This is a genomic window from Streptomyces sp. NPDC090445 (assembly GCF_044769385.1).
Lineage (GTDB): Bacteria > Actinomycetota > Actinomycetes > Streptomycetales > Streptomycetaceae > Streptomyces.
Window position 1 is genome coordinate 121,217 of the sequence record NZ_JBIVXV010000003.1, and the last position, 24,882, is coordinate 146,098.

The window sequence follows — 24,882 nt, forward strand, 5'->3', positions numbered from 1 at the left end:
CGGCGGCCCGGGGCTCCCCCTCACCCGGCCCGTGGGCCGTTTTGCCCCCCCCGGGGGGGGGGGGGGGGGGGGGGGGGGGGGGGGGGGGGGGGGGCCGGGGGGGGGGGGGGGGGGGCCGGGCCCCCCCCCGGCCCGGGGGAGCGGGGTGCCTCTTCTTCGGCGGCGCCGTCAGCTGCTGAAGACGCCGGCCTCGTAGAGGGAGTAGCCCCACTGGGTACCGCGGCCGAGGCCGTGGATCCGCACGTAGCGGGCCGGCACCCCGGCGAACTGCGCGGTGTCCAGGCCGCCGTCCCCGGTGGTCGTGGACCAGACCGTCTGCCAGTTCGCGTCGTCGGAGGACACCTCGATGCGGTAGGACCGGCCGTACGCCCGCTCCCAGTCGAGGGTGACCCGCTTGACGAGCTGCGGGGAGCCGAGGTCGATGCGCAGCCACTGGCCGTCGCTCCAGTCGCTCGCCCAGCGGGACCCGCGGCTGCCGTCCACGGCCCGGCCGGCCGCGTAGCTGACGAACGGGTTCCACTCGGTGGAGCTGGCGGAGGCGGCGGCGCCCGCGGCCAGGTTCACCCCGGCCTTGTGCTTCTCGGACGACCCCCAGGTGCGCAGGTAGGACTCGGCGCCCTGGAAGAGGTCGTCCACCACATCCTGGCCGCCGACGTTGCGGATGTCCTCGATCCAGTCGGGGACCATGCCGTAGTGCGCGGCGCCGTCGGTGTTGAAGTCCCAGGTGCGCTGCCCGGTGGTCTGGCGGTCGATGACCGAGCCGCCGTCGGTGCTGCGGTACGGGTAGCGGACCGGGTTCGGGGCGTCGGCCCCGCGCGGGCCGGGCCAGCCGCCGACGCCGTTCATGTCGGTGCCGAAGCCGTAGCCCACGCCGTACTTGTCGCGCAGCGCGGCATTGCGCTTCGCCTCGGCGCTGAAGCCCTCGGCGCCGCCCATGTAGGCGGTGGCGAAGCCGCCGAGCTTGTAGAGGCGCTCCAGCCAGCCCTGGTCCATCCAGCTGTGGGAGGAGATCAGGCCCGGGTACGACTCGGACTCCAGGACGTCCAGGGCGCGGCCGGCGGCCTTGACGCTCATGTGGTCGATTTCGAGCATCATCTTGCGCTTCATCATCCCGCGCAGGGCGTACTCGCCGAGCTCGGTGAGCCCGCGGGTGTTGCAGCGTGCGTCGGCTGTGTACGAGGGCATTGCCACGCCCGCCGGGAGCTCCTTCTGCGCGGCGGGGGCCGCGGCCAGGCCGATCGGGTTGTCGTGCTGCGGGCCGGTGCACTGCTCCGTCTTCCAGAAGGTGCCCGTGGAGAGGAACTGGCCCACGTTGATCGCGGTGCCGAGGGCGCCCTCGTCGAAGCGCACCCCGCACAGCGCGTTGTCGAACTTGTGGCACAGGAACATGCTGCGCACGCCGATCCGGTACAGCTCGTCCAGACCGCGGTCGATGTCCTCCCGGCTGCACTGGGCGATGTCCAGGATCTGCTTGCAGCCGAACGGCTCGGAGGTCTCCACCCCGAGGACGACGGCCAGCTTGCCCTGCTGGATGACGTCGCGGGCCTGCGCGGAGTCGGTGACGATCCGGAACCAGCCCTTTCCGGGGCCGCCGTACATCCGGTCGATGTAGGCCTGCATGTCGTACGTCTTCTGCGCCTCCAGGCGGATGGCGGTCATCTCGTCGCAGCCGCGGTCCTTGAAGAAGTAGACCGAGCAGATCACCCCGTTGGTGACGAGGTCGTTGACGAGGACCCGCTGGCCGCCGCGCCAGGCCCGCTCGATCCACGCGTAGTAGTTCTGCTGGTGGGTCAGCGAGTCGTGGGCGGGCCAGTCCTTGAACGTCGGCCAGCCGTTGGGGTCGTGCTTGCCGTCGCCGCCCTTGGTGATGAAGTCGAAGACCGCGAGGGTGCCGTCGGGGTAGTGCTCGGGGCAGTCCTTGAGCGCGTCGGCGACGCCCTGCTCCGAGAACGGCTTGCCGCAGATGAGGCGGCCGCCGAAGCCCTCGTTGGACATGATGTGGTCGTGGGCGTCGACGAAGCCGCGGACCCGGCCCTGGGCGTCGGTGCCCTTGAAGGGCTCGCCGGTGACATTGATCTGGGAGTCGGGGCCGGGCCGGGCCGTCGGAACCCACCAGCCGGTCTCGGCCGGGGCACCTGCGGCCCCGGCGGTTCCGGCGGCGGGTTCGGCCGAGGCGCCGGACACCGGGCCGAGGGCCACGGCCAGCAGGCCTGCGAGGAGGGCTGCGAGAACCGCGAAGGGCCTGTTGCGGCCGGGTGGTAGTCGGGTCATGGTCATCACCACTCACGTCATCGGGAGGCGGAGGGCGCGGTCGAGGACGCAGACCGTCCGAGGCCGGCTGAATGTCATGTCCCGCGCGAATTCGCGATGAGGATCGCCACTGCCGCCGGGAGAGTCAAGAGTCCGGGACAACCGACCTGATGATGAATCAGCTCCCCCCGCCCCCGGCCGCGCCACCCACCGGGCCTGCGGCGACACTCCGTCCTGACGGCCTCTCCGCCCGAGGGGCCGGACGGCCCGGCCGGGCTGACCACCCGACCCGCATGAGCGTGGCGGCCGGGCCCCGGAAGTTCCGGGGCCCGGCCGCCGCGTCGTACGCCCGGGTCACTTCCTCTGCAGCTGGAGGCGGAAGTCCGGGCAGGTGTCGGGGTCCGCGTTGTCGTAGAGGAACGTGCGCTTCGCGTCGATGCCGATGGACAGCAGGTCGATGGTGTCCGGTGTGGGCAGGTCCGGCTTCGGAGGGTCGAAGTGCAGGCGCAGCAGCGCGGACTTCTCCGAACCCGAGGGGCGGGCGATCTGCCATGTGCCGGTGCCGCTGAAGGACGGTCCCAGCTCGTTGCGGAAGGAATCGCCGGTCGGCCAGTTCTCGACCGTGAGCGTGCCCCCGCTCTCGCCCGGCCGGGTCTTCAGCACCAGGCGCGTGCCCTTGGCGTCCAGGGAGCCCTCGTAGCTGCCTTCCAGCTCGGCCGAGCTTGCCGTGGAGCTCTCCTCGGGGACACAGTGCTCGAAGACGCCGGGTCCCCCGCACGCGGTGAGAGGCCAGGTGAGGGCAAGTAGGGCCGTTGTGGCCCGGATGCGATGGTTCATCGTGCTGCGACTTCGTTCCCGCAGGTATGCGCTCGGTCCACTTGATCGTCTGGGACACGGTGGAGAAGGTGCTTTTGAGGGCGCCGATCTTGCCGCTCTCGGAGATGGAATAGCTGGCGCGGCCTTCCCCGCTGCCGCCTTGATTCCACTTCGCCAGAGTGTCGGCCCGTAGCTGCTCCATGCTCACGCTGGACTTGATGGGCTCGGTCATCTCGTCGCCGTCGTCGTAGGTGCGAACGCGGGGGCCGATGCCGGTGACCCAGGCGAGGCCGAGGTCGTACGGGGTGTCCTTCGAGCCCGGCGAGTAGAGGGGCTGGCCGTGCATGGCACGGTTGAGCTGCCGCTGTATGTCATCGATCATCCGCCAGACGAACGGCGCCGCCACTCCCTCCCAATAGCCCTTGTCGCGCAGCGGGGTGAGCATCTCTCCTTGGACCCGCTTGCCCAGGCCGCTGATGCCCTTGTGCGTGGTCCGCCACTGGTCGGCAAGCTTCTGCAGCGGTCCGAGGTCGGTGCTCAGGATCTCCTCGTAGGAGGCCATCAGAGTCCCTCCAGCAGCGACCGGCGCGGCTTGATCCCACGGAAGGCCTCTTCGATCGCGGCATCCGTCGTGGTGTGGTCGCGGGCTCCGGCCCGCAGGCTCTCGGCGATGTGGGCGAGCCAGCCCGCCACCGTTCCGGCCTGGGTCTCCCACTGCTTGTGGGCTGCCCGGAGCGCGTACTCCGTCTCCCAGCCCGCCATGGCGGTGGCCGCAGCCTTCGCCGGTGTTTCCAGGGCGGCGGCCGGCTTGGTGAAGGCGGTGTGTATCTCGTCCGCGCTGCCGGCTGCCTTGTTGAGGATGGCAGGCTCGATCTTGAGCCGCTGCCCGGGAAGCTCGCCGTGGGGACCGCGGGGCCCGGAGGCCCCCGAGGGTGGCTTGAGGAACGGCGATTGCGGTTGCAGCGGTGAAGGTGCCTGCCGGGACAGGCGTGGCACCGTGGGATCCGCGTAGCTGTCGGCGGGCGGCGCCGTGTAGAACGGGCCCAGGGCCTCAAGGTTGCGCTTCTTCAGTTCGTCCGGCGTGAGCGGCAGTTGCTCCGGCTGGGGCAAGGTATCCTCGGCCACCGTTCCCCCGTTTGCTCTCGTGCATGTGTCCTGCACGCAGGCTAAAGGGATCATCCTTCTGTATGTCCGGCAGGGGGCCGCGACACGCGGACACGCGGACGCGCGCCCGGGCGCGGGCCTTCCCGATGCCGGGCCCGGGGGAATCCGTTGTCCCGGCCGTGGTCCCGGTCTCGGAGGGGATGCCGGAGCAGGGGTGGCCGGGGCGTCGGCAGGCGGTTCGCCTGCCGACGGGGCGCGGCACCGGGCGGTGTTATCGGCCGGCGGTGGCGGCTTCCTCGGCGAGGACGGCGGCGATGCCGTCGGCCAGGCAGGGGATGCGGTCCGCCGGGATGCCGGCGATGTTGATGCGGCCCGCGGTGGTGCCGTAGATGGCGAAGCCGTCGCGGAGGCGGAGCATCTGGTCCGGGCTCAGCGGCAGCATCGAGAACATGCCCTTCTGCCGCGCCAGCGCCTCGGCCCGGTCGGCCCAGCCGAGCGAGGCCAGCTGCCGGGTCAGAGCGCTGCGGTTGGCTTCGATGCGGCCGCGCATCCCGTCCAGCTCGGCTCGCCACAGGGCCCGCAGCCCGTCGTCCTCCAGGACGGTCGCGACCACCGCGGCCCCGTGCTCCGGAGGCATGGAGTACAGGGTGCGGGCCGCGTTCTGCAGGGCCGTCTCCACGTGGCGCAGCGACGGCCGGGAGGCGCCGATGACGATCGCGCAGCCGGTGCGGTCGGCGTAGAGCCCGAAGTTCTTCGAGCAGCTGACGGCGACGAGCATCTCCGGCACCCGCTCCGCGAACATCCTCGTGGGTGCCAGGTCCGCCTCCAGGCCGTCGCCCAGCCCGTGGTACGCCAGGTCCACGAACGGCACCCACCCGGTCCGCACGGCCAGGTCGGCAAGGGCCTGCCAGGTCTCGGGGGTCGGGTCGACGCCGGTGGGGTTGTGGCAGCAGCCCTGGAGCAGCACGACGTCGTCGCGGCGGGCCTGCCCCAGGTCCCGCAGCATGCCCTCGGCGTCGGGCCGGCCCTCCGCGTCGAGCCAGGCGTACGTGCGCACGGTCAGCCCGGCGGCCTCCAGGATGGGCCGGTGGTTCACGTAGGCGGGGTCGCTGATCCACACCGTCGTGCCGGGCCGGGTCCGGCAGACCAGGTCGGCCAGCAGCCGCAGCGCACCGCTGCCCGCGACGGTCTGGACGGCGACGGCGCGCTCGGCGGCGCCGCCCTCGCCCAGCACCATCGACAGCATCGCGCGGTTGAAGGCCAGGTTGCCGGAGAGCCCGCGGTACTCCTTGGAGAGGGAACGTTCCGCCAGGCGTATCTCGGCCTCGCGGACCGCCGCCATCACCGGGGTCCCGCCGGTGTCGTCGCGGTAGACGCCGAGGACGAGGTTCAGGCGCTCGGGCCGGGCGTCGGCACCGTACGCCTCGGTCAGGTCCCACAGCGGGTCGACGGGCGGCGGGAGGAGGAGCTCAAGCATGGCGGGAACCTCGGACGGGGATCGGCGGGTCAGCGGTCGGAGACGGGGCGGGGCAGGGTGCGGGGGCGCCGGTTGGCGAGGAAGACCCCCGCGGCGATGAGCGGCACGCCGACGAGCACGGCGAGCGTCGGCGATTCGCCGAGCAGCGGAACGGCGAGCAGGACCACGAGGACCGGGCTGAGGCTGCCGACGGCGGAGCTGCGCTCCGCGCCCAGCCGGCGGATGGCGAAGGCGTACAGCAGGCCGGCGCACAGCCCGACGCCCAGCCCCTGCACGACGAGGAACAGGACGATGTCGGAGCCCGCCGCGGACGGCAGGCCGCTGGGCAGCACCCCGGTCAGGACCAGCAGGGCCATCACCGCGAACGAGGGCAGGCAGAGCAGGCCGATCGAGCCGACCGGGTCGAGCTCCACCTCCTTCAGCCCGACGGTGTACAGCGCCCACAGCCCGCTGGCGGCGAGCAGGATGCCGGCGCCGGCCAGGACCGAGCCGTTCACGGGGAAGACGTGGCGCCAGACGAGGGCGACCACACCGGCCGCGATCAGTGCGAGCCCGGCCGTCTGGGTGCCGCGGGGCGCGCCGCGCCCGCCGGCGACCATCAGTGCGGCGACGAACAGCGGGACCATGCCCGGCACGATCGAGCCGACGAACGCGGCCGAGGTCAGGGAGCCGCCGTACATCGCGGCCAGGAAGAACGGCACCCCCGCCCCGCAGGCGACCTTCAGTGCGGCGGCCGGACGCACCGCGGCGAGCGCCCGGCGCCGCCGCCACAGGGCGGGGGCCAGGACGACGAGCGGGACGCCGAAGCGCAGCAGTGCGGCGTCGGCGGGCTGGAGGGAGGAGCTGCTGAGGGCCCGCGCGCTGAGCGCGAAGGCGGCCCAGATCAGCACGGTCAGGACCAGCGCGATCATGCCCTGCGTCTGCGGGGAGAGCCCGCGGACGCCCGCGGTGCGCTCTCGCGGGGGCGCCGGCGCGGGCGCTGCGGGCACGGTCTTCACGGCGACCACGGTCATGTCCTCCAGATCCAGGGGCCGGATCCGGCCACAAGGCAACGCTAGAGCTTTTGCCGGGGCAGGCGATTGCCAGTTCTGCCGCTCAGGCATAGCTTGGGGGCAGAATCTGCCAAGGAGTGGCCATGGACGCAGTCGATCTGCAGATCATCCGCGAATTGCAGGCCGACGGCCGCCTGTCCAACCAGGAGCTCGCCGACCGGGTCCGGCTGTCGCCTTCGCCCTGCCTGCGCCGGGTGCGGAGGCTGGAGGAGGCCGGTCTGATCCGCGGCTACACGGCCATGGTCGACCAGGTCGAGTACGGCCTGCCGATCACCGTGTTCGTCCGGATACGGCTGGAACGCCACACCGCGGAGGCCGTGCGCGTCTTCGAGGAGCACGTCGCCGTCATCGAGCACATCCAGGACTGCTACCTGATGGCCGGCAGCAGCGACTACCTGCTCAGGGTCGTCATCGAGAGCCTGGAGGCGTACGAGTCCCTGGTCCGCAACCGGATCCACGCCATCCCCGGCATCTCCTCGATCGAGTCGAGCTTCGCCTTCGGCAGCGTCAAGCAGTCCAGGGTCTACCCCGCCCCGAAGTGAGGGGGCCGCGCGGGCGGCGGCGGCACCTCCGGCGGCAGCAGCTCGACCGGGGAGCGCAGACGACGGCCCAGCGGCAGCGCAAGCCGCCCCTGCCGGGCGGCGACGGGGATCTGCCGGACGGCGAGCTTCGCCTCGATGTCGCACTGCCCGCTGTGCACCTCGGTCAACCGCCCGCCCTCGACGGCCGCGACCAGGGCGCGCACGTGGAAGACGACGGTCAGCTCCACCTCCACCGTGCTGACCGGGGCACCGTCCACCAGCAGCTCGACGCTCGGGTGGTGGGCGGAGGTGATGCTGTGCGTGGCCAGTGCGACGAGCTCCGGGACGTCCGGGGACAGGCGGGTCCGGTGGGCGGCGGCCCGCAGCTCGGAGTGCTTGGCCCAGCCGTGGCCCAGCAGTGAGAACACGTCGAGTTCGAGGAAGCCGTTGACGACGCGGGCGAGCTCGGACTCCACGGCCCGGTCCGCCGCGCCCGTGAGGCCCTGCCGGCCGGGGAGGACGCCGGTGGCGGCCTGGTGGTCGTGCAGGGTGTCGGCGATGCTCTCGGCGGACGCCTCGAACTGCGGACCGAGCAGGAACGCGCCCACGGTGAGGGGCGCGAGGCCGGGGGCGGGGGCGGCGGCGGTCATGTGTCGTCCTCCTTCTCCTGCGCGGTGTTCTCCTGCACGGTCTGCTCGCCGGGATCCGCGTGCGGCTCCAGCCGGATGGTGTGCGACCCGGCCCCGTCCTCCTCGGCGGCGTGTTCGGCCACGGAGGTCGCCGCCGGGGCGGGCCGCAGCCGGGCGCTGACGTGCTTCTGCACCCAGCGCGGGCTGCGGTGGACCAGCCGCGAGGCGCCGAAGGCGGCGATCAGGGCCACGCCGACGAGGCTCGTACCGACGACCAGGCCGACGGGCACGCCCCCGTCCGCGGGGCCCAGGCCGTCCGGCGACGTCCGGGCGGGCGTCGGGCCGTCCGGCGACGTCCGGGCGGGCGTCGGGCCGTCCGTTGGGCCGTCAGTAGTGCCGCCTGTGGGGCCGTCCGTGGGGCCGTCCGTCTCATCGGCCGTGATGTCGGGCGTGGGGGCGGATTCCGATGTCGGCGGTGGAAGCGGGGTGTCCGTCACCCGGAACGTGGCCTCGTCGGCCACAGCCGGATCCGACTGGCACTCGGCCCGCACCGCGTGGTCGCCCGCACGCACGTTCGGCGCTATGTCGAGGCCCACGGTGAACGTTCCGTTGCCTCTGGCCTTGACCGGTCCCACGGACTCCCTGTCCCACAACACGTTCACGAAGGGACAGTTGAACCCGGAACCGGTCACGGCGACGCGATCCGCACCGGCCGGCCCCTCGGTGGGGGTGAGCACCACGTCCGGTGTTCCGGGGGGTACGACGGTCGGTTCGGGTGTCTCGGTGGGTTCGTCGGTCGGTTCGTCGGTCGGTTCGGGGGTCTCGGAGGGTTCGACGGTTGGTTCGGGTGTCTCGGTCGGCTCGTCGGTCGGTTCGTGTGACTCGGAGGGTTCGACTGACGGTTCGGGGGACTTCTCGACCGTGAACGGCGTCTCGGCGTAGACCGACTCGTATCCGACACAGGTGGCCGTCACCTTGTGGTTGTCGCCCGGGACGGCGTCGGCCGGAACCTCGATGCCGGCCGAGAACGAGCCGCTCTCGGGATCCACCGCGGCCGGCTCCACGCCGTCCAGAGGACGGCCGTCCCACGTCAGCCGGGCCTTGCCGCTGCCCTTGGCAGCGCAGTAGTCGAATCCCGAACCGGTGACCTGGACGGGGGTTCGCACGGGCCCCGTGGTCCGGTCCAGGGACAGGGCCGGCACGGGAGTTGGTTCCACGTTGAACTGAGCGGTCGCCCTGATCTTGAGGTCGCTCGCGCACTTGGCCAGCACGGTGAGGGGACGACCGGGCGCGGCGTCCGACGGTGCCGTGACATCGGCCTTGAACTCGCCCGTGTCCAGGTCGACCACGGCGATGTCGGGAGCGCCTCCGCCCGGGGCGATGCTGACCGCGACCACACCCGGCCTGTACGACGTCGGCTCCGGCGACGGCGTCTTGGTCACGTCACCCACGGCGCCCTGCACAGGCTTCCGGCAGTTCTCGAACCCGTAGCCGTGCACGCCTACCGGGCTGCCGGGCGGGCCCGTCATCGGATCCAGCTCGATCCGTTCCGTCCCCTGGGCCGGGAGCACTGTTGTGGCGGGCGCCGCCGGTGCGGCGGTGCCGCCCCACGCGACGGCCGCGCAGGCCAGCACCGCGGCCCATGACCGGATGGCCCGCAGGGTGAAAGGGAACATGACTCTCCGCCACCCATTGTCCCCCGTGGGGCTCCGCCCGTCGCCTCCAGGCGAGCCGCCCCTCTCAGCCGGACTTGAGGGCCTGGGCGAGGGCCGCGCGGGAGGTGATGCCCAGGCGCGGGAAGATCTTGTACAGGTGGGCGGCGACGGTCCGCGGCGAGATGTGCAGCCGCTGCCCTATCTCCTTGTTCGTCAGCCCCTGGGCGGCGAGCCGGGCGATCCGCAGCTCCTGCCCCGTCAGCGCTCCCGGTCCGCTCGCCGGGGCGTCCACCGGATGCCCGGCCGCGCGCAGTTCCCGGGCGCAGCGCTGCACCCACGGTTCGGCCCGCAGGTCGCGGAACGCCCGGTGGGCTTCGCGCAGTACGTCGTGGGCGGCGGGCCGGCGCCGCCGGCGCAGCCAGGACCCGTGGGCCAGGCGGAGCCGGGCCAGTTCGAACACCCAGCTGCCCGCGCCCGGGACGGCGTACGCCGCCGCGTACGCCGCGTCGGCCTCCTCGTCGGGCGCCGCCAGTGCCGCGGCCGCCGCGAGGAGGAAGGCGTGGTGCGGGGAGATGTCCTGCATCCGTGCCGCCCGGCCCGCGGCCACGTGGGCGCGGGCCTCCTCGACCTCCTGTTCCGGGCTCATGTGTGCGGCGAGCTTGCGCAGTTCGCCGACGACGCCGTGTGCCGTGCGCGCCGGGTCCGACCAGGCGCGCAGGCACAGCCGGGCCAGGTCGGACATGCCCGCGCGGCGTCCGTCGAGGGCGCGCCGGCCGCGCGGGTCGTCGGTGTAGGCGCAGGCCAGCAGCAGCTTGAAGTACACCTGCTCGGCGAGCCCGGCCAGGCGCCCGTCGGTCTCCTCGGCCAGGGCGTCCAGGGCCTGGGGCAGCAGCGTGAAGGAGGACTCGAAGTCGATGCGGTGGCTCTGGTCCACGTACACGACGGCGTACGCGAACAGCGGGGCGATGTCCTGCGGTACGGGCCGCCGCCCGATCTCCTCCACCAGGCGTGCCGTGTACGCGAGCCGGCCGCCGCGGGCCGCCGTCACCGCCGCCCAGGTCAGCCTGCGGGAGCGGGCGTCGGGGTCGGCGCTGAGGGCGGCCGCCCGGTCCAGCAGCAGCGCCCCTTCCGCGTCGCCGCGGCCCGCGAGCCACCGTCCGGCCTCCTGCAGGCGGGCGGCCAGCTCCTCGTCGGGGCCCTCGGCGGCGGCCGCCTCGTGGACGAGCCGCCGCGGGTCGTCCGCCTCCAGGCCCTGGGCGAGGGCCAGATGGGCGCGGCGTCGCTCGGCCGCCGACACCGAGGAGATCACCGCGCTGCACACGAGGGGGTGGCGGAAGACGAGCCGGCCCGCCGCGTCCGGCCGGGCCAGCCCGGAGGCCTCGATCCGGTCGAGGACCGCCTCGGCGCCCTCGGGTCCGGCGGCCGCGCCCAGCCAGGTCGCCGCACGGGGCGCCGAGGCCCGGCCGCCGAGCGCGGCGAGCAGCAGCACCCGGGCCGCCGCGCCCGACAGGGTGCCCAGCCGGTCGGCGAACAGCCGCTCCAGCCGGGCGCCCAGCGGCAGCCGCTGGTGCCCAGCCGGTCGGCGAACAGCCGCTCCAGCCGGGCGCCCAGCGGCAGCCGCTCGGGCAGCGGGACGATGCCGCGCAGCTGGTCCTCGTCGAGCTGGGAGGGGAGTTCCACCAGGGCGAGCGGGTTTCCGGCCGCCTCGTCGAGGACGCGCCGGGCGGCCCCGGCGGCGAGTGCGGGGTGGCGGCGGCGCAGCAGCGCGTCCGCGTCCGCCGGGTCCAGGGCCGGTACGTCGACGGGGTGCACGGGCCAGGCCTCGGCGGCGGCGCCGTCGCGGCGGCCCGCGCTGACGAAGGCGATCGGCAGGTCGGCGATCCGCCGGTGGAGGAAGGCGAACACCGCGGCGGAGGAGGCGTCGACCCAGTGCAGGTCGTCGACCAGGAGCAGCAGCGGGCGGTCGGGACGGGCGGCGCCCGCGAGCAGGGCCAGCGCGGCCGCGCCGACGAGGAAGCCGCCCGGCGGCAGCCCGTCGCGCAGCCCGAGCGCGCATTCCAGGGCCTCCCGCTGGTGCGCGGGCAGGGTGCGGGAGTGCTCCGGCAGCGGGGCCAGCACCTGGTGCAGGGCGCCGGACGCCAGACCGGACTCGGCCTCGCTGCCCACCGCCCGCAGCACGGCGAACCCGTCCCGCCCGGCCCGCGCCCGGGTCCACTCCAGCAGGGCGGTCTTGCCGATGCCCGGCTCCCCGCGCAGCAGGACCGCAGCGCCCCGCGCGCCGCGGCGTCCGGCCGCCAGTACGTCTGTGAGCAGCGCCGTTTCCCGCTGCCTGCCTACGAGTTCCCTGTCGCCGGACACACGCCCCAGGGTATCTTCCGGCCCGCCGGCCGGGTTCATCCGAGCCGGTCCGGCCCCGCGGCCGGGAGGTCCTCCAGGGCGTGGGCCACGGCGGTGCGGCTGGTGACCCCGAGCTTGGGGAAGATCTTGTACAGGTGGCTGGACACGGTCCGGGGGGAGATGGACAGCCGCTCCCCGATCTCCCGGTTGCCGAGTCCCGTCGCCACCAGGCGGGCGATCCGCACCTCCTGAGCGGTCAGCGGCTCCACCGCCCCGGGCCGGGCGGAGCCCCCCCGCCGGATCGGCGGCCCGCAGCTCCTGGGCCGCCCGCTCCGCCCAGGGCTCCGTCCCCAGCGCGGTGAACTGCCGGTGTGCGCAGGCCAGGTGCTCCCGCGCCTCGGCGGTGCGGCTGCGCCGACGCAGCCACGCCCCGTGGTGCAGCCGCACCCGGGCCAGGGGGAAGGGCCGGCGTTCCGCCCCGGGTACCGCGTACGCCGCCCGGCAGGCCGCGTCGACGTCCTCGGGGGCGGCCGCCATCGCCTCGGCCGCGGCTAGCACGAACGCGTGGTGCGGGGAGATGTCCTGCATCCGCGCCGCCCGCCCCGCGGCCACGTGCCGGCGGGCCGCCTCGGTCCGGCCGGTGTGCACGGCCGCCTGCACCAGGTCCAGGAAGAACAGGTGGAACTGCGTCACGTCCGCGGGGAAGGTGCCGGGCGGGGTGACCGCCACCGCCCGGCAGTACGCCGTCTCGTAGTCGCCGAGGGTGAGGGCGCACAGCGCCTCCATGGCGGTGAGCCGGTGCAGGACGAAGGCCGGCCGGCGCTCCGCCGCCCACGGCCGCAACCGGCCCAGCAGCTCCTCCAGTTCACCGCGCAGGCCCCGCGCGGCGATCACGTACCCCTGAGGGTACGGGTGCGGGCCCCGGCCCCGGCCCGGCTGCGGCGGTGCGCCGGCGGCGCCCAGGACGAGGGGACCAGCAGCGCCCCCACCCCGGTCCCGGCGTCCCGGACCCGGCCCGCCGCCGCGCGGAGCACGGCGTCGGGCTGCGGCAGCAGGGCGCGCGGCACGTGCAGGGCGGCGAGCGCACCGCCGCCGGGGCCGGGCGCGACCCGGAGCGAGGGCAGGGCCGAGTCGGTGGCGACCAGCGCCCCGGCCCCCCAGCTCCTGCGCCAGCGTGACCAGCAGCTCGGCCGTGCTCCCCGCGAGGAGGTCCCCGACGTCCGGCGTCACCCGGCCCGCGGTGCGGGCCAGCGTCTCCAGGTACGGGACGACCAGCGCGGCCACCCCGCCGGACGGGGTGACCGACCGGCCGGTGAGCTTCTCCAGCCGCGCCCGGGAGGCGCCGACCGCCTGCGGGGGGAGCCGGAAGAGGCGCAGGCCGAACGGCTCCCGCTGCTCCAGCCGGAAGGGGGCCCGGAGGTCGATCACCGCCAGGTCGCCGGGCCGCAGCTCGGCACTGCGGCCGTCCTGGCTGAGCGCGGCCCGGCCGCCGCCCTGGACGGCGACGGCGAGCCGGTCCAGCGGCGAGCCCGCCACCAGCCGGGAGTCGCGGCTGATCCGGAGCGGCCCGGCGGTCACCGACAGCACGCGCAGGTAGCCCAGGTGCGCCGTGGACAGGGTGCCGTCGGCCGGCCGGCCGTCCGGCGCGGTCACCCGCACCGGTGCCAGCGGGCCAGCGCCTCCTGCCACGAGGCGATCCTGTCGGCGTCCGGTACGGACGCCGCATCGAGTACGACCTTCACACACACGCTCCTTGCACGGGCACTGCCGTCGAACACGCCCAGCCTCACGCCGCCCCTCGTTGCAGCCGTACGTCAAATGACCGACGGACCGCGGCACCGCCCCCGCACGCCGCCCCCGCATGCTGCCCCTGCGCGCCGCCCACCGGCCGTCCTCGTCCGCTGCGGCGTTTCACGGGCTGAGCCCGCGCCCCGGCGCACCACGGGATCGGCTGTCACGATCACCCCGGACGAAAGCCGCATACCGGCCGGACAAAGCGGTGCATTCGGCCATTCCGGCGCACTCGTGACGCCGGGTGGTCGAATCCCACAGGGGTGCCTCTTGAATGATCGAACGACGAGGGGGTTAGCATATGAGCGCCGCCTAGCTCGAAAGATAAGCCTGTGACTGTCAATGACGACTCGTTCACCAACTGGAACCACCGCGAGGAGATCGCGGAGGCGATGATCCCGATCATCGGGAAGCTGCACCGCGAGCGGGATGTCACGATCCTGCTGCACAGCCGCTCCCTGGTGAACAAGTCGGTGGTCAGCATCCTCAAGACCCACCGGTTCGCCCGGCAGATCGACGGCGAGGAGCTCTCGGTCACCGAGACGATGCCGTTCCTGCAGGCTCTCACCACCCTCGATCTCGGCCCGTCGCAGATCGACATCGGCATGCTCGCCGCCAACCACAAGACCGACGACCGCGGTCTGTCGGTGGCCGAGTTCACCGCCGAGGCCGTCTCCGGCGCCACCGGCGAGAACAAGCTGGAGCGCTCCACCGGCCGCGACGTCGTCCTCTACGGCTTCGGCCGCATCGGCCGCCTCGTCGCCCGCCTGCTGATCGAGAAGGCCGGCTCCGGCAACGGCCTGCGCCTGCGCGCCATCGTCGTCCGCGGGGGCGGCGAGGCCGACCTGGTCAAGCGCGCCTCGCTGCTGCGCCGCGACTCCATCCACGGCCAGTTCCAGGGCACGATCACCGTCGACGAGGCGAACAGCACGATCGTCGCCAACGGCAACGCGATCCGCGTGATCTACGCCAACGACCCCTCCGAGGTCGACTACACGGCGTACGGCATCAAGGACGCCATCCTCATCGACAACACCGGCAAGTGGCGCGACCGCGAGGGCCTCGCCAAGCACCTGCGCCCCGGCATCGACAAGGTCGTCCTGACCGCCCCGGGCAAGGGCGACGTCCCGAACATCGTCCACGGCGTCAACCAGGACATGATCAAGCCGGACGAGCGCATCCTGTCCTGCGCCTCCTGCACCACCAACGCGATCGTCCCGCCGCTGAAGGCCATGGACGACGAGTACGGTGTGCTGCGCGGCCACGTGGAGACCGTCCACTCGTTCACCAACGACCAGAACCTGCTGGACAACTACCACAAGGCCGACCGCCGCGGCCGCTCCGCGCCGCTCAACATGGTGATCACCGAGACCGGTGCCGCCTCCGCCGTCGCCAAGGCGCTGCCGGACCTCAAGGCCCCGATCACCGGCAGCTCGATCCGCGTCCCCGTCCCGGACGTCTCGATCGCCATCCTCAGCCTGCGCCTGGGCCGCGAGACCACCCGCGAGGAAGTCCTCGACTACCTCCGCAACGTCTCGCTGCACTCGCCGCTGAAGCGCCAGATCGACTTCACCACCGCCCCCGACGCCGTCTCCATGGACTTCGTCGGCTCGCGCCACGCCTCCATCGTGGACGCCGGCGCCACCAAGGTCGACGGCGACAACGCGATCCTGTACCTCTGGTACGACAACGAGTTCGGCTACTCCTGCCAGGTCATCCGCGTCGTCCAGCACGTCTCGGGCGTCGAGTACCCGACCTTCCCGGCGCCGCGCGCCTGACGGTCCGGCAGCAGGACAACGAGCGGGCGCCCGCCCCGGGTTATTGCCACCCGGGGCGGGCGCCCGTTTCCTATAGTGGCGCCACGTGACCACTGTGCAGCGGCCGACCGGCCGCGTCTTCGAGGCCCTGAAGTCCACCGCCGTGCAGGACGCCGCCCGGCTGCGCGAGCTCTACGAGCCGCCGAGCGAGATGGTCCGGCACAAGGAGGTGGACCGGATCCACGACATCGCCCGCGCGTTCATCGGCCGCTCCTCGCTCGTCTTCGTCGCCACGGCCGACGCCGAGGGCCGCTGCGACGTGACACCCCGCGGCGGGCCGGCCGGATTCGTCTCCGTCCTCGACGAGTTCACCCTCGCCCTACCCGACGCCACCGGCAACAAGCGGCTGGACAGCGCCCACAACATCGTGGAGACCGGCCGCGCCGGCCTCATCTTCCTCATCCCCGGCCGGGAAACCACCCTGCGCGTGAACGGCAAGGCCTGCGTCACCGCGGACCCGCGGCTGCTGGAGCAGCTGACCCCGGTCGGGAAGCCGCCGCGCAGCGCGATCGTCGTCGAGGTGGAGGAGGCGTACCACCACTGCCCGAAGGCGTTCCTGCGCAGCGGCGCCTGGAAGCCGGAGAAATGGCTCCCGGAGGACGCCGCGCCCAGCTCCGCCGAGATCGCCCTCTCCCACCTGGACCTGCCGGACCTGACGCTGGAGCAGATCCGCCGGGCCGAGCGCGAGTCGCTCCTGTACCGCTACGAGTGAGCCGGCCACGAGCCGGTACGGCCCGCCGGCCGGTCGGCGGCCGCCGGGCCGTGGCCGGCCGACGCGGTGTCAGCTGAGGGCCAGGCCTTCCCCGTGGGCCCGGGCGGTGACCCCGTCCGGACCCACGGAGACCTCCGAGGCCCGCAGCCCCAGCGGCAGGGCGGGCAGCTCCCACCGCTTCCCGGCGAGGGCCTCGGTGATCAGCGGGTTGGCCGGGTCGATGGGGCGCCCGGCCAGGGTGGCCTTGGTCGCCTGCAGCGTGACGGTGTCGTCCTTCAGCTGCAGCCGGGCCGTGACGACCGCCGAGATGCCGAAGGCGCTGCGCTCCACCCGCAGCTGGCCGTCCCCGGCGTCGGACAGGCGCACGCTCTTGCCCGCCTGGGTGGCGAGCGCCTCGAACGGCACGGTGAACCGGGCGTCGACCGCCGTCGCGGAGTAGCCGCCCGGGCCCTGCGTGACCTCCTTCAGGTCCACGGCGGCCTTGACCGGGCGCCCGTCGGGTGTGCGGCCGTCGGCCGTGACCCGCACCTCGGGGTGGCTGCCGCGGGCGGCGTCGAGCAGGAAGGGGTAGCCGCCTATCTCCACCTGCGGGGCCGACCGCAGGTCCTGGTGGCGGGCGGCGATCCGGTCGGCGAGCCGGCTCTCGCCGCGCTCGCGGGCGAGGGCGTCCGCGGCGGGCAGGGCGACCGCGACCGCCGCGAGGGCGGCGACGGCGATCCACAGGCGGCGGCGCCGGCGCGGGCGGGGGAGCTCGGACGGGGTGGCGGGCATGCGGTTCCTCACGGGGCGGGGTTCGGCTCGGTGGTTGCGGTGGTTGCGGTGGTTGCGGTGGTGGCCGGTCCGGCAGGTCGGGCAGGTCCGGCGGGTGCGGCGGGTCCGGCGGCGGTGCCGGCCGGGGCGGCCGCACGCGGGCCCGCACCGCCGGACCCGCCCCGGCCGTGGCCCTCGCCCTCGATGTCCATGTGGGGCAGGAGGCGGTCGAGCCGGGCGGGCAGCCACCAGTTGCGTGTACCGAGCAGCACCATGCTGGTGGGCACCAGCAGTCCGCGGACGACGGTGGCGTCCAGGGCGACGGCCGTGGCCAGGCCGATCCCGAACATCTTCACCACGGGGTCCTCCGACAGCAGGTAGCTCAGAAACACACTCACCATGATCAGGGCTGCCGAGGTGATGATGCGCCCGGTACCCGCCAGGCCGGCGATCACCGCGCGCCGGTTGTCCCCGTACCGCAGCCAGTTCTCCCGTACGGCGGTGAGCAGGAACACCTCGTAGTCCATCGAGAGGCCGAACAGGACGGCGAACATCAGCAGGGGCACGTAGCCGGGGATCGGAACGGGCCCTTCGAGGCCGACGATCCCGGCGCCCCAGCCCCACTGGAAGACGGCGGTGAGCACCCCGTACGCGGCGCCGACCGACAGCAGATTCATCACGGCCGCCTTGGCGGCGACGACGGGGGAGCGGAACGCGAGCAGGAGCAGCAGCGCGGCGACGGCGACGACCGTGGCGATGATCACGGGCATCCGGTGCGCGAGCCGGTCGTTGAGGTCGGCCTGGGCGGCGGTGGCCCCTCCGACGTGGGCGGTCGCCCCGCTGTCCGCGGTGGCCGCGGGCAGGGTGGACTCCCGCAGCCGGTCGACGAGTTCGACGGTGTCCGGGTCGCCGGGGCCGGTGGCGGGGGTGACCTGCCAGCGGGCGGTACGGGCGTCGGCGGCGAGCTGCGGCGCACCGACCGCGGCCACGCCCGGGGTCCGCCCCAGCGCGGCGGTGACGGCGGTGAGGCGCCCGTCGGAGGGGCCGGCGGCGGGCGCGGGCAGGGAGGCGGTCACCTGGAGGGGGCCGTTGGCGCCGGGGCCGAAGGCGTCCGCGAGCCGCTCGTGGGCGATGCGGCTGTCCGTCCCGGCGGCCTTGTCCCCGGCGTCGAGCTGGCCGAACGTCAACTGCGCCGCGGGTGCGGCCAGTACGGCGACCAGGGCCAGCCCGGCGAGCAGGTGGCGCCAGGGCCGGGCGGCGACGGAGGCGGCCAGCCGGTGCCAGCGCGCACCGGCCGCGCTGTCGGCGGGGGCGCCCGCGGAGGCGTCGGCCGGACCGGCCGAGGGATCGCCCGCAGGGTCGTCGAGCGCGGCAGCGGTCACGGCAGCGGGGGCGTGGGCATCGGCGGGGCGGCGCGCGGCCGGGGCGACCCGGTGGCCGAGGAGCGCGAGCAGGGCCGGCAGCAGGGTGAGCGCGGCCAGGACGGCCACGAGCACGGCGATCCCGGGGGCGAGGGCGAGGGCGTACAGCAGCGGCAGTCCGCCGAGCGCGAGGCCGGCCAGGGCGGCCGCCACCGCGCAGCCGGCGAAGGCCGCGGCCTTGCCCGCGGTGGCCGTGGTCCGGGCGGCGGCCTCCACCACGGGGACCCCCGCGGCGAGCAGGTCCCGGAAGCGGGTCAGGCAGAAGAGGGTGTAGTCGATGCCCACGCCCAGGCCGATCATGGCGGCGATGGTCGCGCCGGAGGACGGCATGTCCATCACGTGCCCGACCAGCCCGATCAGGGCCAGCGACACCACGAGCCCCACGACGCCGACGACGAGCGGCAGACCCGCCGCGGCGACCCGGCGCAGCCCCGCGAAGAGGACGACGGCGGCCGCCGCCAGGCCGATCAGTTCGCTGTGCCCGGTGGATCCCTTGTCCGCCGCGGCGGCGAGATCGCCGCCCGGGGTGACCTCGATCCCCGCCTCCTGCGCCGGGGCGGCCGCGGCCACCACGGCGTCGGTGACCTCCGGGGTGATGTCGCGGCCGGTCACGTCCAGCCCGACCGAGAGGTACGCCGTATGGCCGTCCCGGCTCATCGCGGCCCGGCCGGCGGGATCGTACGGAGTGGTGACGGCGACGACGTGGTCGACGCGGGCCAGCTCCGCGGCCGCGGCCCGGACCGCCGCCTCCATCGCCCCGGAGGTCAGCGGGGCGCCGCCGGCCGGGGTGTGCAGGACCACGGGCTGGTTCCCCGAGGGCGGGCCGGGGAACGCCCCGGCCGCGTCGCGGGCCGCCTGGCTGTCGCTGCCGGGGATGGTCACCGCCTCGCTGGTGGCCCGGCCGTGGACCAGGACGGCGGCGGCGAGCGCGAGCAGCACCGCGAGCCAGACGGCGACGACCCGGCCGGGGCGTCCGGCGCAGCTGCGCCCCAGGGCGTGGAACATCGTGCGGATCTTCCTCTCGTTCGACCGCGGGCACCGGGACGCGCAGGACCGCCCCGGAGGGCCCGCAAGCAAGTTGCACTCCGAGTGCATATTTACGCTTGCACTCGGGGTGCAACAATGTCAATCCGAGGAAGGAGGCCGAGGTGGAGAAGGATCCGGAGCGGGCCGCAGCACCGGCAGCGGCGGCGGACGGCAGGACCGAGCGCGGCCGGCAGACCCGCGAGAAGATCGCCGACGCGATGCTGGCCCTGCTGGACGAGGGTGCGACGGAGTTCCCCGCGGACAAGGTGGCCGCCTGCGCCGGGGTCTCCCGGCGGTCGGTGTTCCACCACTTCGCCGACATGGCGCAGCTCGTGGACACCGCGATCACCCGGCGGCTGGAACAGCTGGCCGAGCAGATCAGACCGCTGCCGACCACCGGCCCGCGGGCGGTGCGCGTGGCCGCGCTCGCCGAGCAGCGGGCCCGGATCCTGGAGTGGATCACGCCCGCCCGCAAGGCGGTGATGCGCATGGACCACCCGTCGCCGCGCATCCAGCAGACGATCGACGAGGCCTTCGCGGACGCCCGCGCCCGGCTGGAGGCCGTGCTGGCGGAGGAGCTCGACACCCTGACGGGGCAGCGCCGCACCGACCTGGTCGACGGGCTGGACGCGGTCACCACCTGGGGCGCCTGGCACCACTGGCGCTCGACGGGCCTGAGCCCCGAGCAGGCCCGGCACGCGATGGAGGCCACCGTCCTGAACCTGCTCGCCTCGATCGCCCCGGAGCCGGAGCCGGATTCGAAGCAGGAGTCGAAGCAGGCGCCGGCCTGACGCGGCCGCGGCGGCAGGGCCCGGAAACGCGAAAAGGGGGAAGGGAAGGGGAAGGGGCGGGCACCCCGCGGGCGCCCGCCCCTCCTCTCACCCCCTCGCCTGGGTCAGGCAGCCTTCACGGGTTCCGTACGCGCCGGGCGTGCGCCCGGCGCCAGCCGCCCGCTGCGGTCCAGCCCGAACAGCGCGCCCGCGCACAGCAGGCCGAGCGCGGCCAGCGAGAACCACGGCAGCGCCGCCGCGCCCGCGCCCCGCGCAGCGTCGAGCGCCATCCCGGTGAGCAGGTTTCCCAGCGTGATCCCGATCCCGCAGATGGTGTTGTACAGCCCGTAGTGCGTGGCGACGAGCCGGTCACCGGAGAGCCGGACGAGGGTGTCCATCTCGAAGGGGTAGGCGATCATCGTGCCGAGGGCGAGCAGCACCGCGGCCAGCATCGGCGGCACGACGGCGGTCGGCCACCGCCATCCGCCGCCGTCCGGGAGCGGTACGACCGCCGCGAGCAGCAGCGGCACGAAGGCCGCGCCCATGGTGAGCAGCCCCCAGGCCAGCGCCCGACCGGGTGTCGTCCGGGCCTTGCACCAGGCGGTGACGCGGGTCTGGAACAGGATGGTGCCCAGCCCGGACACGGCGAACAGTGCGGCCGTCGCGGCGGCGGCGAAGGTGCCGTCGCCGCCCAGCCGCCGGACTTCCAGCGGGAGCGCCAGGTACACCTGGTACGACAGCACGTACGAGCCGGTCATCACCGTGGAGAACAGCAGGAACGGCCGGTTGGCGAGGATCCCCCGCCACTGCGCCAGCACCTTCTCCCGGGCGCCGCCCTGCGCACGCGCCCCCGCCCCGGCCCCGTCCGCGCGCCGCGCGGGCAGGCTGCGGATCTGGACCGCGCTCAGCACGGCGAACACGGCCGCCGCGACCAGGCAGGTGATGCGGAAGTCCACCCCGGTGAGCACCATGCCCACCAGCGGGCCGAGCAGGATGCCCGCCTGGTAGAACACGTTGAACAGGGCGAACGCCTCGACCCGCCGCTCTCCCGCGTCCACGGCGACGTACGCGCGCACCGCCGGGTTGAACAGCGCCCCCGCGAGCCCGGTGGCCGCGGACGCGGCGAGCAGCGCCGGCAGCGAGTCGACCAGGCCCAGCGTGGCGAATCCGGCGGTGCGCAGCAGGCAGCCGGCGATGATCAGCGGCTTGTAGCCCAGCCGGTCGGCCAGGGTGCCGCCGACCAGGAACATGCCCTGCTGGCTGAAGTTGCGCACGCCCAGGACGAGTCCGACGGCCCAGCCGGCGAGCCCGAGCGAGCCGGAGAGGTGGGTGGCGAGGTACGGCATCAGCATGTAGAAGCCGAGGTTGATGGTGAACTGGTTCACCATCAGCAGCTGGACGCTCCTCTCGTACGAGCGCACCTGCGCGAGCATGCCCTTCACCGGCCCGGACCCTCCGCACCCGCAGCATCCTCCGCGCCGTCCGCGCCCTGTGCCGCCGGGTCGTCGGCCGCGGCCTCCGCCGCCTCCGCCAGGGGGTCGACCACGGCCGCGCAGCGGGTCCAGCGGGTGACCTCCTTCTCGTCGACCCGGCCGATGACCTCCGGCTCGGCCGCGGGCGGGCCGCCGAGGAGGCCGTGGGCGGCGCAGTAGTCGTCGTCGTACACGGTGCCCAGGTACCGCTGGGGCCCGTCGGGGAAGATCGCGGCGATCCGGGTGTCGGCCGGTCGGGTGCGGGCCAGCCAGCCGGCGACCAGGGCGACGGCGCCGACGCTCCAGCCGCCGGTGGCGTAGTGGGAGGAGGCGAGCTGCCGGCAGGCCCACACCGCCTCGGCGGGTGCCACCCAGTGGACCTCGGCGAAGTTCCCGTAGGCGACGTTGCGGGGGTAGATGCTCGATCCCAGGCCGCGCATGAGCCGCGGCCGGGCGGGCTGGCCGAAGATCGTCGACCCGATGGTGTCCACACCGACGAGTTCCAGCTGCGGGTACAGCTGCCGCAGGACGCGGGAGACGCCGGCGGAGTGCCCGCCGGTGCCGACGCTGCACACGAGGACGTCGAGGTGCCCGAGGTCGGCGGCGAGTTCCAGCGCGAGCGGCGTGTAGGCGGTGGTGTTGTCGGGATTGTTGTACTGGTCGGGGCACCACGATCCGGGGTGCCGGTCCATCAGCTGCCGGACGCGTTCGCGCCGGGCCTCCTGCCAGCCGCCGGTCGGGTGCGGTTCGGAGACGACGTTGACCCGGGCGCCGTAGGCGGTGAGCAGCTTCGTCATGGACGACTCCAGGCCCGGGTCGGTGACCAGGGTGACCGGATGCCCGTACACCAGTCCGGCCAGGGCCAGGCCGAGGCCCAGGGTGCCGCTGGTGGACTCGATGATCCGGGCGCCCGGCCGGAGTTCGCCGCGGGCGCGGGCCCGCTCGACCATGTGCAGGCCCGGGCGGTCCTTGATGCCGCCGGGGTTGAAGCCCTCCAGCTTGGCCCAGAAGCCGCGGCCCTCGGGGGTGAACGGCTCGGACACGTGCAGGAGCGGGGTGTTGCCGACGAGCCCGGAGAGGGCCGTGCGGTGGAGGGGTGTGGGGGTGGGCGTGGGGGAGGTGGTGCGGGCGGACGGAGAGGACATTTCCTCGGCTCTCATTCGTTGGACGGCTGATTCCGTACGGGACGGGGCAGGCGGCCGCGCCGAAAGCGGTGGGGCCGCGCGAATGAGGCCTAAATGCGCCAGCAGCAGATGCTCGTGCGGGTTGTCCGGCCTTCCCGTGCCCGCGCGGGAAATGCCGACGGGTGGCGTTGCCCGCGCACGGGGAGGTGCGGGGAGCGGAGGCCGAGAAGCACCGCGAGGAGGACGGGGAAAGCGGCCGCGCGGGGCGCCGAGATTTCCTGGACGGGGAGGGACGGGTAATTCGGGACACAGGATTCGCCGGGGTCGGGAAAACCGGGGGAATCCGCGGTGAACGGACGGTGGGAGGGCGTGTGGGTGTGCGTGTGGGTGTGCGTGTGAGGGGCGGCGGAATGGGCCCCCGCGAACGCGGACGCGTGCGCCCGGGGTGTGGCGTCCGAGTGGTGCAGGCAGCCGGCCGTCGCTGCGGCGAAGGCGGCCAGCAGCAGGACGGCGAGCAGCCGCCGCACCCGGGACGCCGGGCCGGTGCGGGGGCGGGGGAGGGAGTGGGTACGGGGGTGGAGCGACACGGTTCCTCCGGGGAGCCGGCCGGCGGCAGGGGCCGCACCGAGGGCGCGCGGGCGCTTCGGCCATCCGCGCGGATGCCTGCGGGCGGGGCGGGGCGCGAACCGGTATGAACCCGCAGGAAAGGGGGCGCCGGCAGCGCCTTCATGGGCCGGTCGGGACATCACCGGGCCCGTCGACGTCGACCGTCAGGGGATCCGGCCGTCTAGATGCGGAGCACTCCGGAGGGAGGGCCCGCTGCCGTGCCGCTTGTCTGCGCCGCTCCACCGGGTGCGGGAGGCCGGCCGCCGTCCGGGCATGCGGTCGCGCCGGGCTCGCCGGCCCGCGGGCAGGGCGCCGACACGGCCGCCTGGTCCGGCTGCCCGGGCATGCAGTGCTCGCCCGGGTGCGGGGAGCTTTCCGCACCGTGTGCGCATTCCTGCTGCGGGGTGCGGGCCGCGGGGGCTGCGGAAAGCCCGCTCGTGTCGTGGACGGTCCGATACGGGGCCGAGTCCACCGCGGGAGCGGCGGAGGAATGGTGCACGGAAATCGCGTCGCCGCTGCCGTGTGCGTACAGGAATCCGAGAAACAGCAGCGCCAGCCAAAGAGGTGCCGACGGAATCCGGTACCACCGGATCCGCGGCGCACCGCATGACGACCGGGCCGTGACCATGCCGTAATCCTAACCACGGTCGGGCGGCAGAAGGCAAAGACTGTCCGCGATATGGCGAGAAAGGATCCACCCGGGCAAGGAACGGGCGCGACGGCGGAGTTGACGGTGCGGGGAGGAGACGGGCCCCTGCCGGCCTCCGCGAACGAAGCGCTGCTTCTGCCCCTCGGTACGGCACCGCCCGGCCGCGCCCGCCAGGCCGCGCCCGCCCGGCCGCGGGCGTCGGCACCCGGGCAGCCGAAGCCGTGCGCGCCGGGCGTTTCGGGGTGCGCCGCGGCGCCCGCGTACGCCACCGTGGCGTGGACCGGCCGGATGCGCCGACCCCCGTGGAGGAGAGAGCTGCCATGAACTGGACCCTCGAAGTCGTCCTCGTCCCCGTGACCGATTTGGACCGGGCGAAGGCGTTCTACGCCGATCGGGTGGGTTTCAAGGTCGACATCGACGACGAGGTCGCCCCCGGCCTGCGCGTCATCCAGCTGACCCCGCCCGGCTCCCGCTGCTCGATCGCCCTGCAGCAGGGGCTGCCCGCGACCCCGGGCACCCGGGAGATGGCCCCGGGCACCCTGCACGGCGTCCAGCTGTGCGTCACCGACATCGAGGCGGCCCGCGCCGAACTCGTCGGCCGGGGCGTGGACGTCTCGCCGGTCCGCCACGTCGGCAAGACGGGCTGGGAGGACGGGAAGGGCGAGACCTGGAACTCGTTCATGACCTTCACGGACCCGGACGGCAACGGATGGGTGGTCCAGGAGGCCCCTTCCGAGTTGTCGGAGCGCTGACCGCGCGGGCCGCCTCCGGCCCGGCTTCCGGCCCCGCATCCGGCCCGGCGCCCGGAGGGCGCGTACGCCGTCCGGCGGCCGGGTCGGCGCCGCCGTCGCGTGGCGATCACCCCCGGGTCGGCTTTACATGGTCGTGGGGGGACGTGCCCGG

18 protein-coding genes and 2 pseudogenes are annotated in these 24,882 nt (G+C 74.2%); 5 read left to right on the forward strand and 15 right to left on the reverse strand.

What is annotated here, in order from left to right; translation table 11 throughout:
* Positions 1-168: 168 nt before the first annotated feature.
* From ACIQUT_RS08660 to ACIQUT_RS08680, 5 genes are all read right to left on the reverse strand, one after another.
* The gene (locus ACIQUT_RS08660) at positions 169-2,271 is read right to left on the reverse strand and encodes a discoidin domain-containing protein (RefSeq protein ID WP_403560854.1); all 2,103 of its coding nucleotides are present in this window, start codon (positions 2,269-2,271) and stop codon (positions 169-171) included.
* Between the two features lie 333 nt (positions 2,272-2,604).
* A complete protein-coding gene (locus tag ACIQUT_RS08665; RefSeq protein ID WP_403560856.1) occupies positions 2,605-3,087 on the reverse strand; it encodes a hypothetical protein in 483 nt (160 codons plus the stop codon).
* Between the two features lie 540 nt (positions 3,088-3,627).
* Positions 3,628-4,176, reverse strand: coding sequence for a hypothetical protein (locus tag ACIQUT_RS08670; RefSeq protein ID WP_403560858.1), 549 nt, complete (start codon positions 4,174-4,176; stop codon positions 3,628-3,630).
* Between the two features lie 265 nt (positions 4,177-4,441).
* Positions 4,442-5,647: an aromatic amino acid transaminase gene (locus tag ACIQUT_RS08675; RefSeq protein WP_403560860.1), complete on the reverse strand. Its 1,206-nt coding sequence runs from the start codon at positions 5,645-5,647 to the stop codon at positions 4,442-4,444.
* A gap of 29 nt (positions 5,648-5,676) precedes the next feature.
* Positions 5,677-6,660, reverse strand: coding sequence for an EamA family transporter (locus ACIQUT_RS08680; protein WP_403560862.1), 984 nt, complete (start codon positions 6,658-6,660; stop codon positions 5,677-5,679).
* Positions 6,661-6,782: 122 nt separating this feature from the next.
* Between ACIQUT_RS08680 and ACIQUT_RS08685 the strand changes: the two genes are divergently transcribed.
* Complete coding sequence (locus ACIQUT_RS08685; RefSeq protein ID WP_403560864.1) at positions 6,783-7,241, forward strand: Lrp/AsnC family transcriptional regulator; 459 nt, start codon at positions 6,783-6,785, stop codon at positions 7,239-7,241.
* Here ACIQUT_RS08685 and ACIQUT_RS08690 read toward each other — a convergent pair.
* From ACIQUT_RS08690 to ACIQUT_RS08715, 6 genes and pseudogenes are all read right to left on the reverse strand, one after another.
* Entirely contained in the window at positions 7,223-7,870 is a 648-nt protein-coding gene (locus ACIQUT_RS08690) for a hypothetical protein (RefSeq protein WP_403560866.1), read from the reverse strand. The two genes, ACIQUT_RS08685 and ACIQUT_RS08690, sit on opposite strands and share 19 nt — an antisense overlap.
* Entirely contained in the window at positions 7,867-9,525 is a 1,659-nt protein-coding gene (locus ACIQUT_RS08695) for a hypothetical protein (RefSeq protein ID WP_403560868.1), read from the reverse strand. The genes ACIQUT_RS08690 and ACIQUT_RS08695 overlap by 4 nt, the downstream gene beginning before the upstream one ends.
* A 64-nt stretch (positions 9,526-9,589) precedes the next feature.
* The gene (locus tag ACIQUT_RS08700; protein WP_403560870.1) at positions 9,590-10,993 is read right to left on the reverse strand and encodes a LuxR C-terminal-related transcriptional regulator; all 1,404 of its coding nucleotides are present in this window, start codon (positions 10,991-10,993) and stop codon (positions 9,590-9,592) included.
* A gap of 431 nt (positions 10,994-11,424) precedes the next feature.
* Positions 11,425-11,901, reverse strand: a pseudogene (locus tag ACIQUT_RS08705) (ATP-binding protein); the annotation flags it as partial.
* Complete coding sequence (locus tag ACIQUT_RS08710) at positions 11,898-12,110, reverse strand: helix-turn-helix transcriptional regulator (protein ID WP_403561643.1); 213 nt, start codon at positions 12,108-12,110, stop codon at positions 11,898-11,900. The pseudogene ACIQUT_RS08705 and the gene ACIQUT_RS08710, both read right to left, overlap by 4 nt.
* Positions 12,111-13,074: 964 nt before the next feature.
* Positions 13,075-13,530: pseudogene (locus tag ACIQUT_RS08715) on the reverse strand (AraC family transcriptional regulator); the annotation flags it as partial.
* A gap of 434 nt (positions 13,531-13,964) precedes the next feature.
* On the opposite strand from ACIQUT_RS08715, the gene ACIQUT_RS08720 reads away from it, so the two are divergent.
* The gene (locus ACIQUT_RS08720; protein WP_403560872.1) at positions 13,965-15,410 is read left to right on the forward strand and encodes a glyceraldehyde-3-phosphate dehydrogenase; all 1,446 of its coding nucleotides are present in this window, start codon (positions 13,965-13,967) and stop codon (positions 15,408-15,410) included.
* Between the two features lie 85 nt (positions 15,411-15,495).
* A complete protein-coding gene (locus tag ACIQUT_RS08725) occupies positions 15,496-16,161 on the forward strand; it encodes an MSMEG_1061 family FMN-dependent PPOX-type flavoprotein (RefSeq protein ID WP_403560874.1) in 666 nt (221 codons plus the stop codon).
* 69 nt (positions 16,162-16,230) lie between these two features.
* Here ACIQUT_RS08725 and ACIQUT_RS08730 read toward each other — a convergent pair whose 3' ends face one another.
* Both ACIQUT_RS08730 and ACIQUT_RS08735 read right to left on the reverse strand, forming a co-directional pair.
* Positions 16,231-16,932, reverse strand: a complete 702-nt coding sequence (locus tag ACIQUT_RS08730; protein WP_403560876.1) for a DUF2993 domain-containing protein — start codon at positions 16,930-16,932, stop codon at positions 16,231-16,233.
* An 8-nt stretch (positions 16,933-16,940) separates the two neighbouring features.
* Positions 16,941-19,337 (reverse strand): MMPL family transporter, encoded by a 2,397-nt coding sequence (locus tag ACIQUT_RS08735; protein ID WP_403560878.1) that lies wholly within the window; start codon positions 19,335-19,337, stop codon positions 16,941-16,943.
* A 143-nt stretch (positions 19,338-19,480) separates the two neighbouring features.
* Here ACIQUT_RS08735 and ACIQUT_RS08740 point away from each other — a divergent pair, with 143 nt between their 5' ends.
* Positions 19,481-20,149, forward strand: a complete 669-nt coding sequence (locus tag ACIQUT_RS08740) for a TetR/AcrR family transcriptional regulator (RefSeq protein WP_403560880.1) — start codon at positions 19,481-19,483, stop codon at positions 20,147-20,149.
* Between the two features lie 104 nt (positions 20,150-20,253).
* On the opposite strand, the gene ACIQUT_RS08745 is transcribed toward ACIQUT_RS08740, so the two are convergent.
* Entirely contained in the window at positions 20,254-21,561 is a 1,308-nt protein-coding gene (locus ACIQUT_RS08745) for an MFS transporter (protein ID WP_403560882.1), read from the reverse strand.
* A gap of 5 nt (positions 21,562-21,566) precedes the next feature.
* Positions 21,567-22,745: a PLP-dependent cysteine synthase family protein gene (locus ACIQUT_RS08750; protein ID WP_403560884.1), complete on the reverse strand. Its 1,179-nt coding sequence runs from the start codon at positions 22,743-22,745 to the stop codon at positions 21,567-21,569.
* A gap of 1,554 nt (positions 22,746-24,299) precedes the next feature.
* Between ACIQUT_RS08750 and ACIQUT_RS08755 the strand changes: the two genes are divergently transcribed.
* Positions 24,300-24,731, forward strand: a complete 432-nt coding sequence (locus tag ACIQUT_RS08755) for a VOC family protein (protein WP_403560886.1) — start codon at positions 24,300-24,302, stop codon at positions 24,729-24,731.
* Positions 24,732-24,882: the final 151 nt, after the last annotated feature.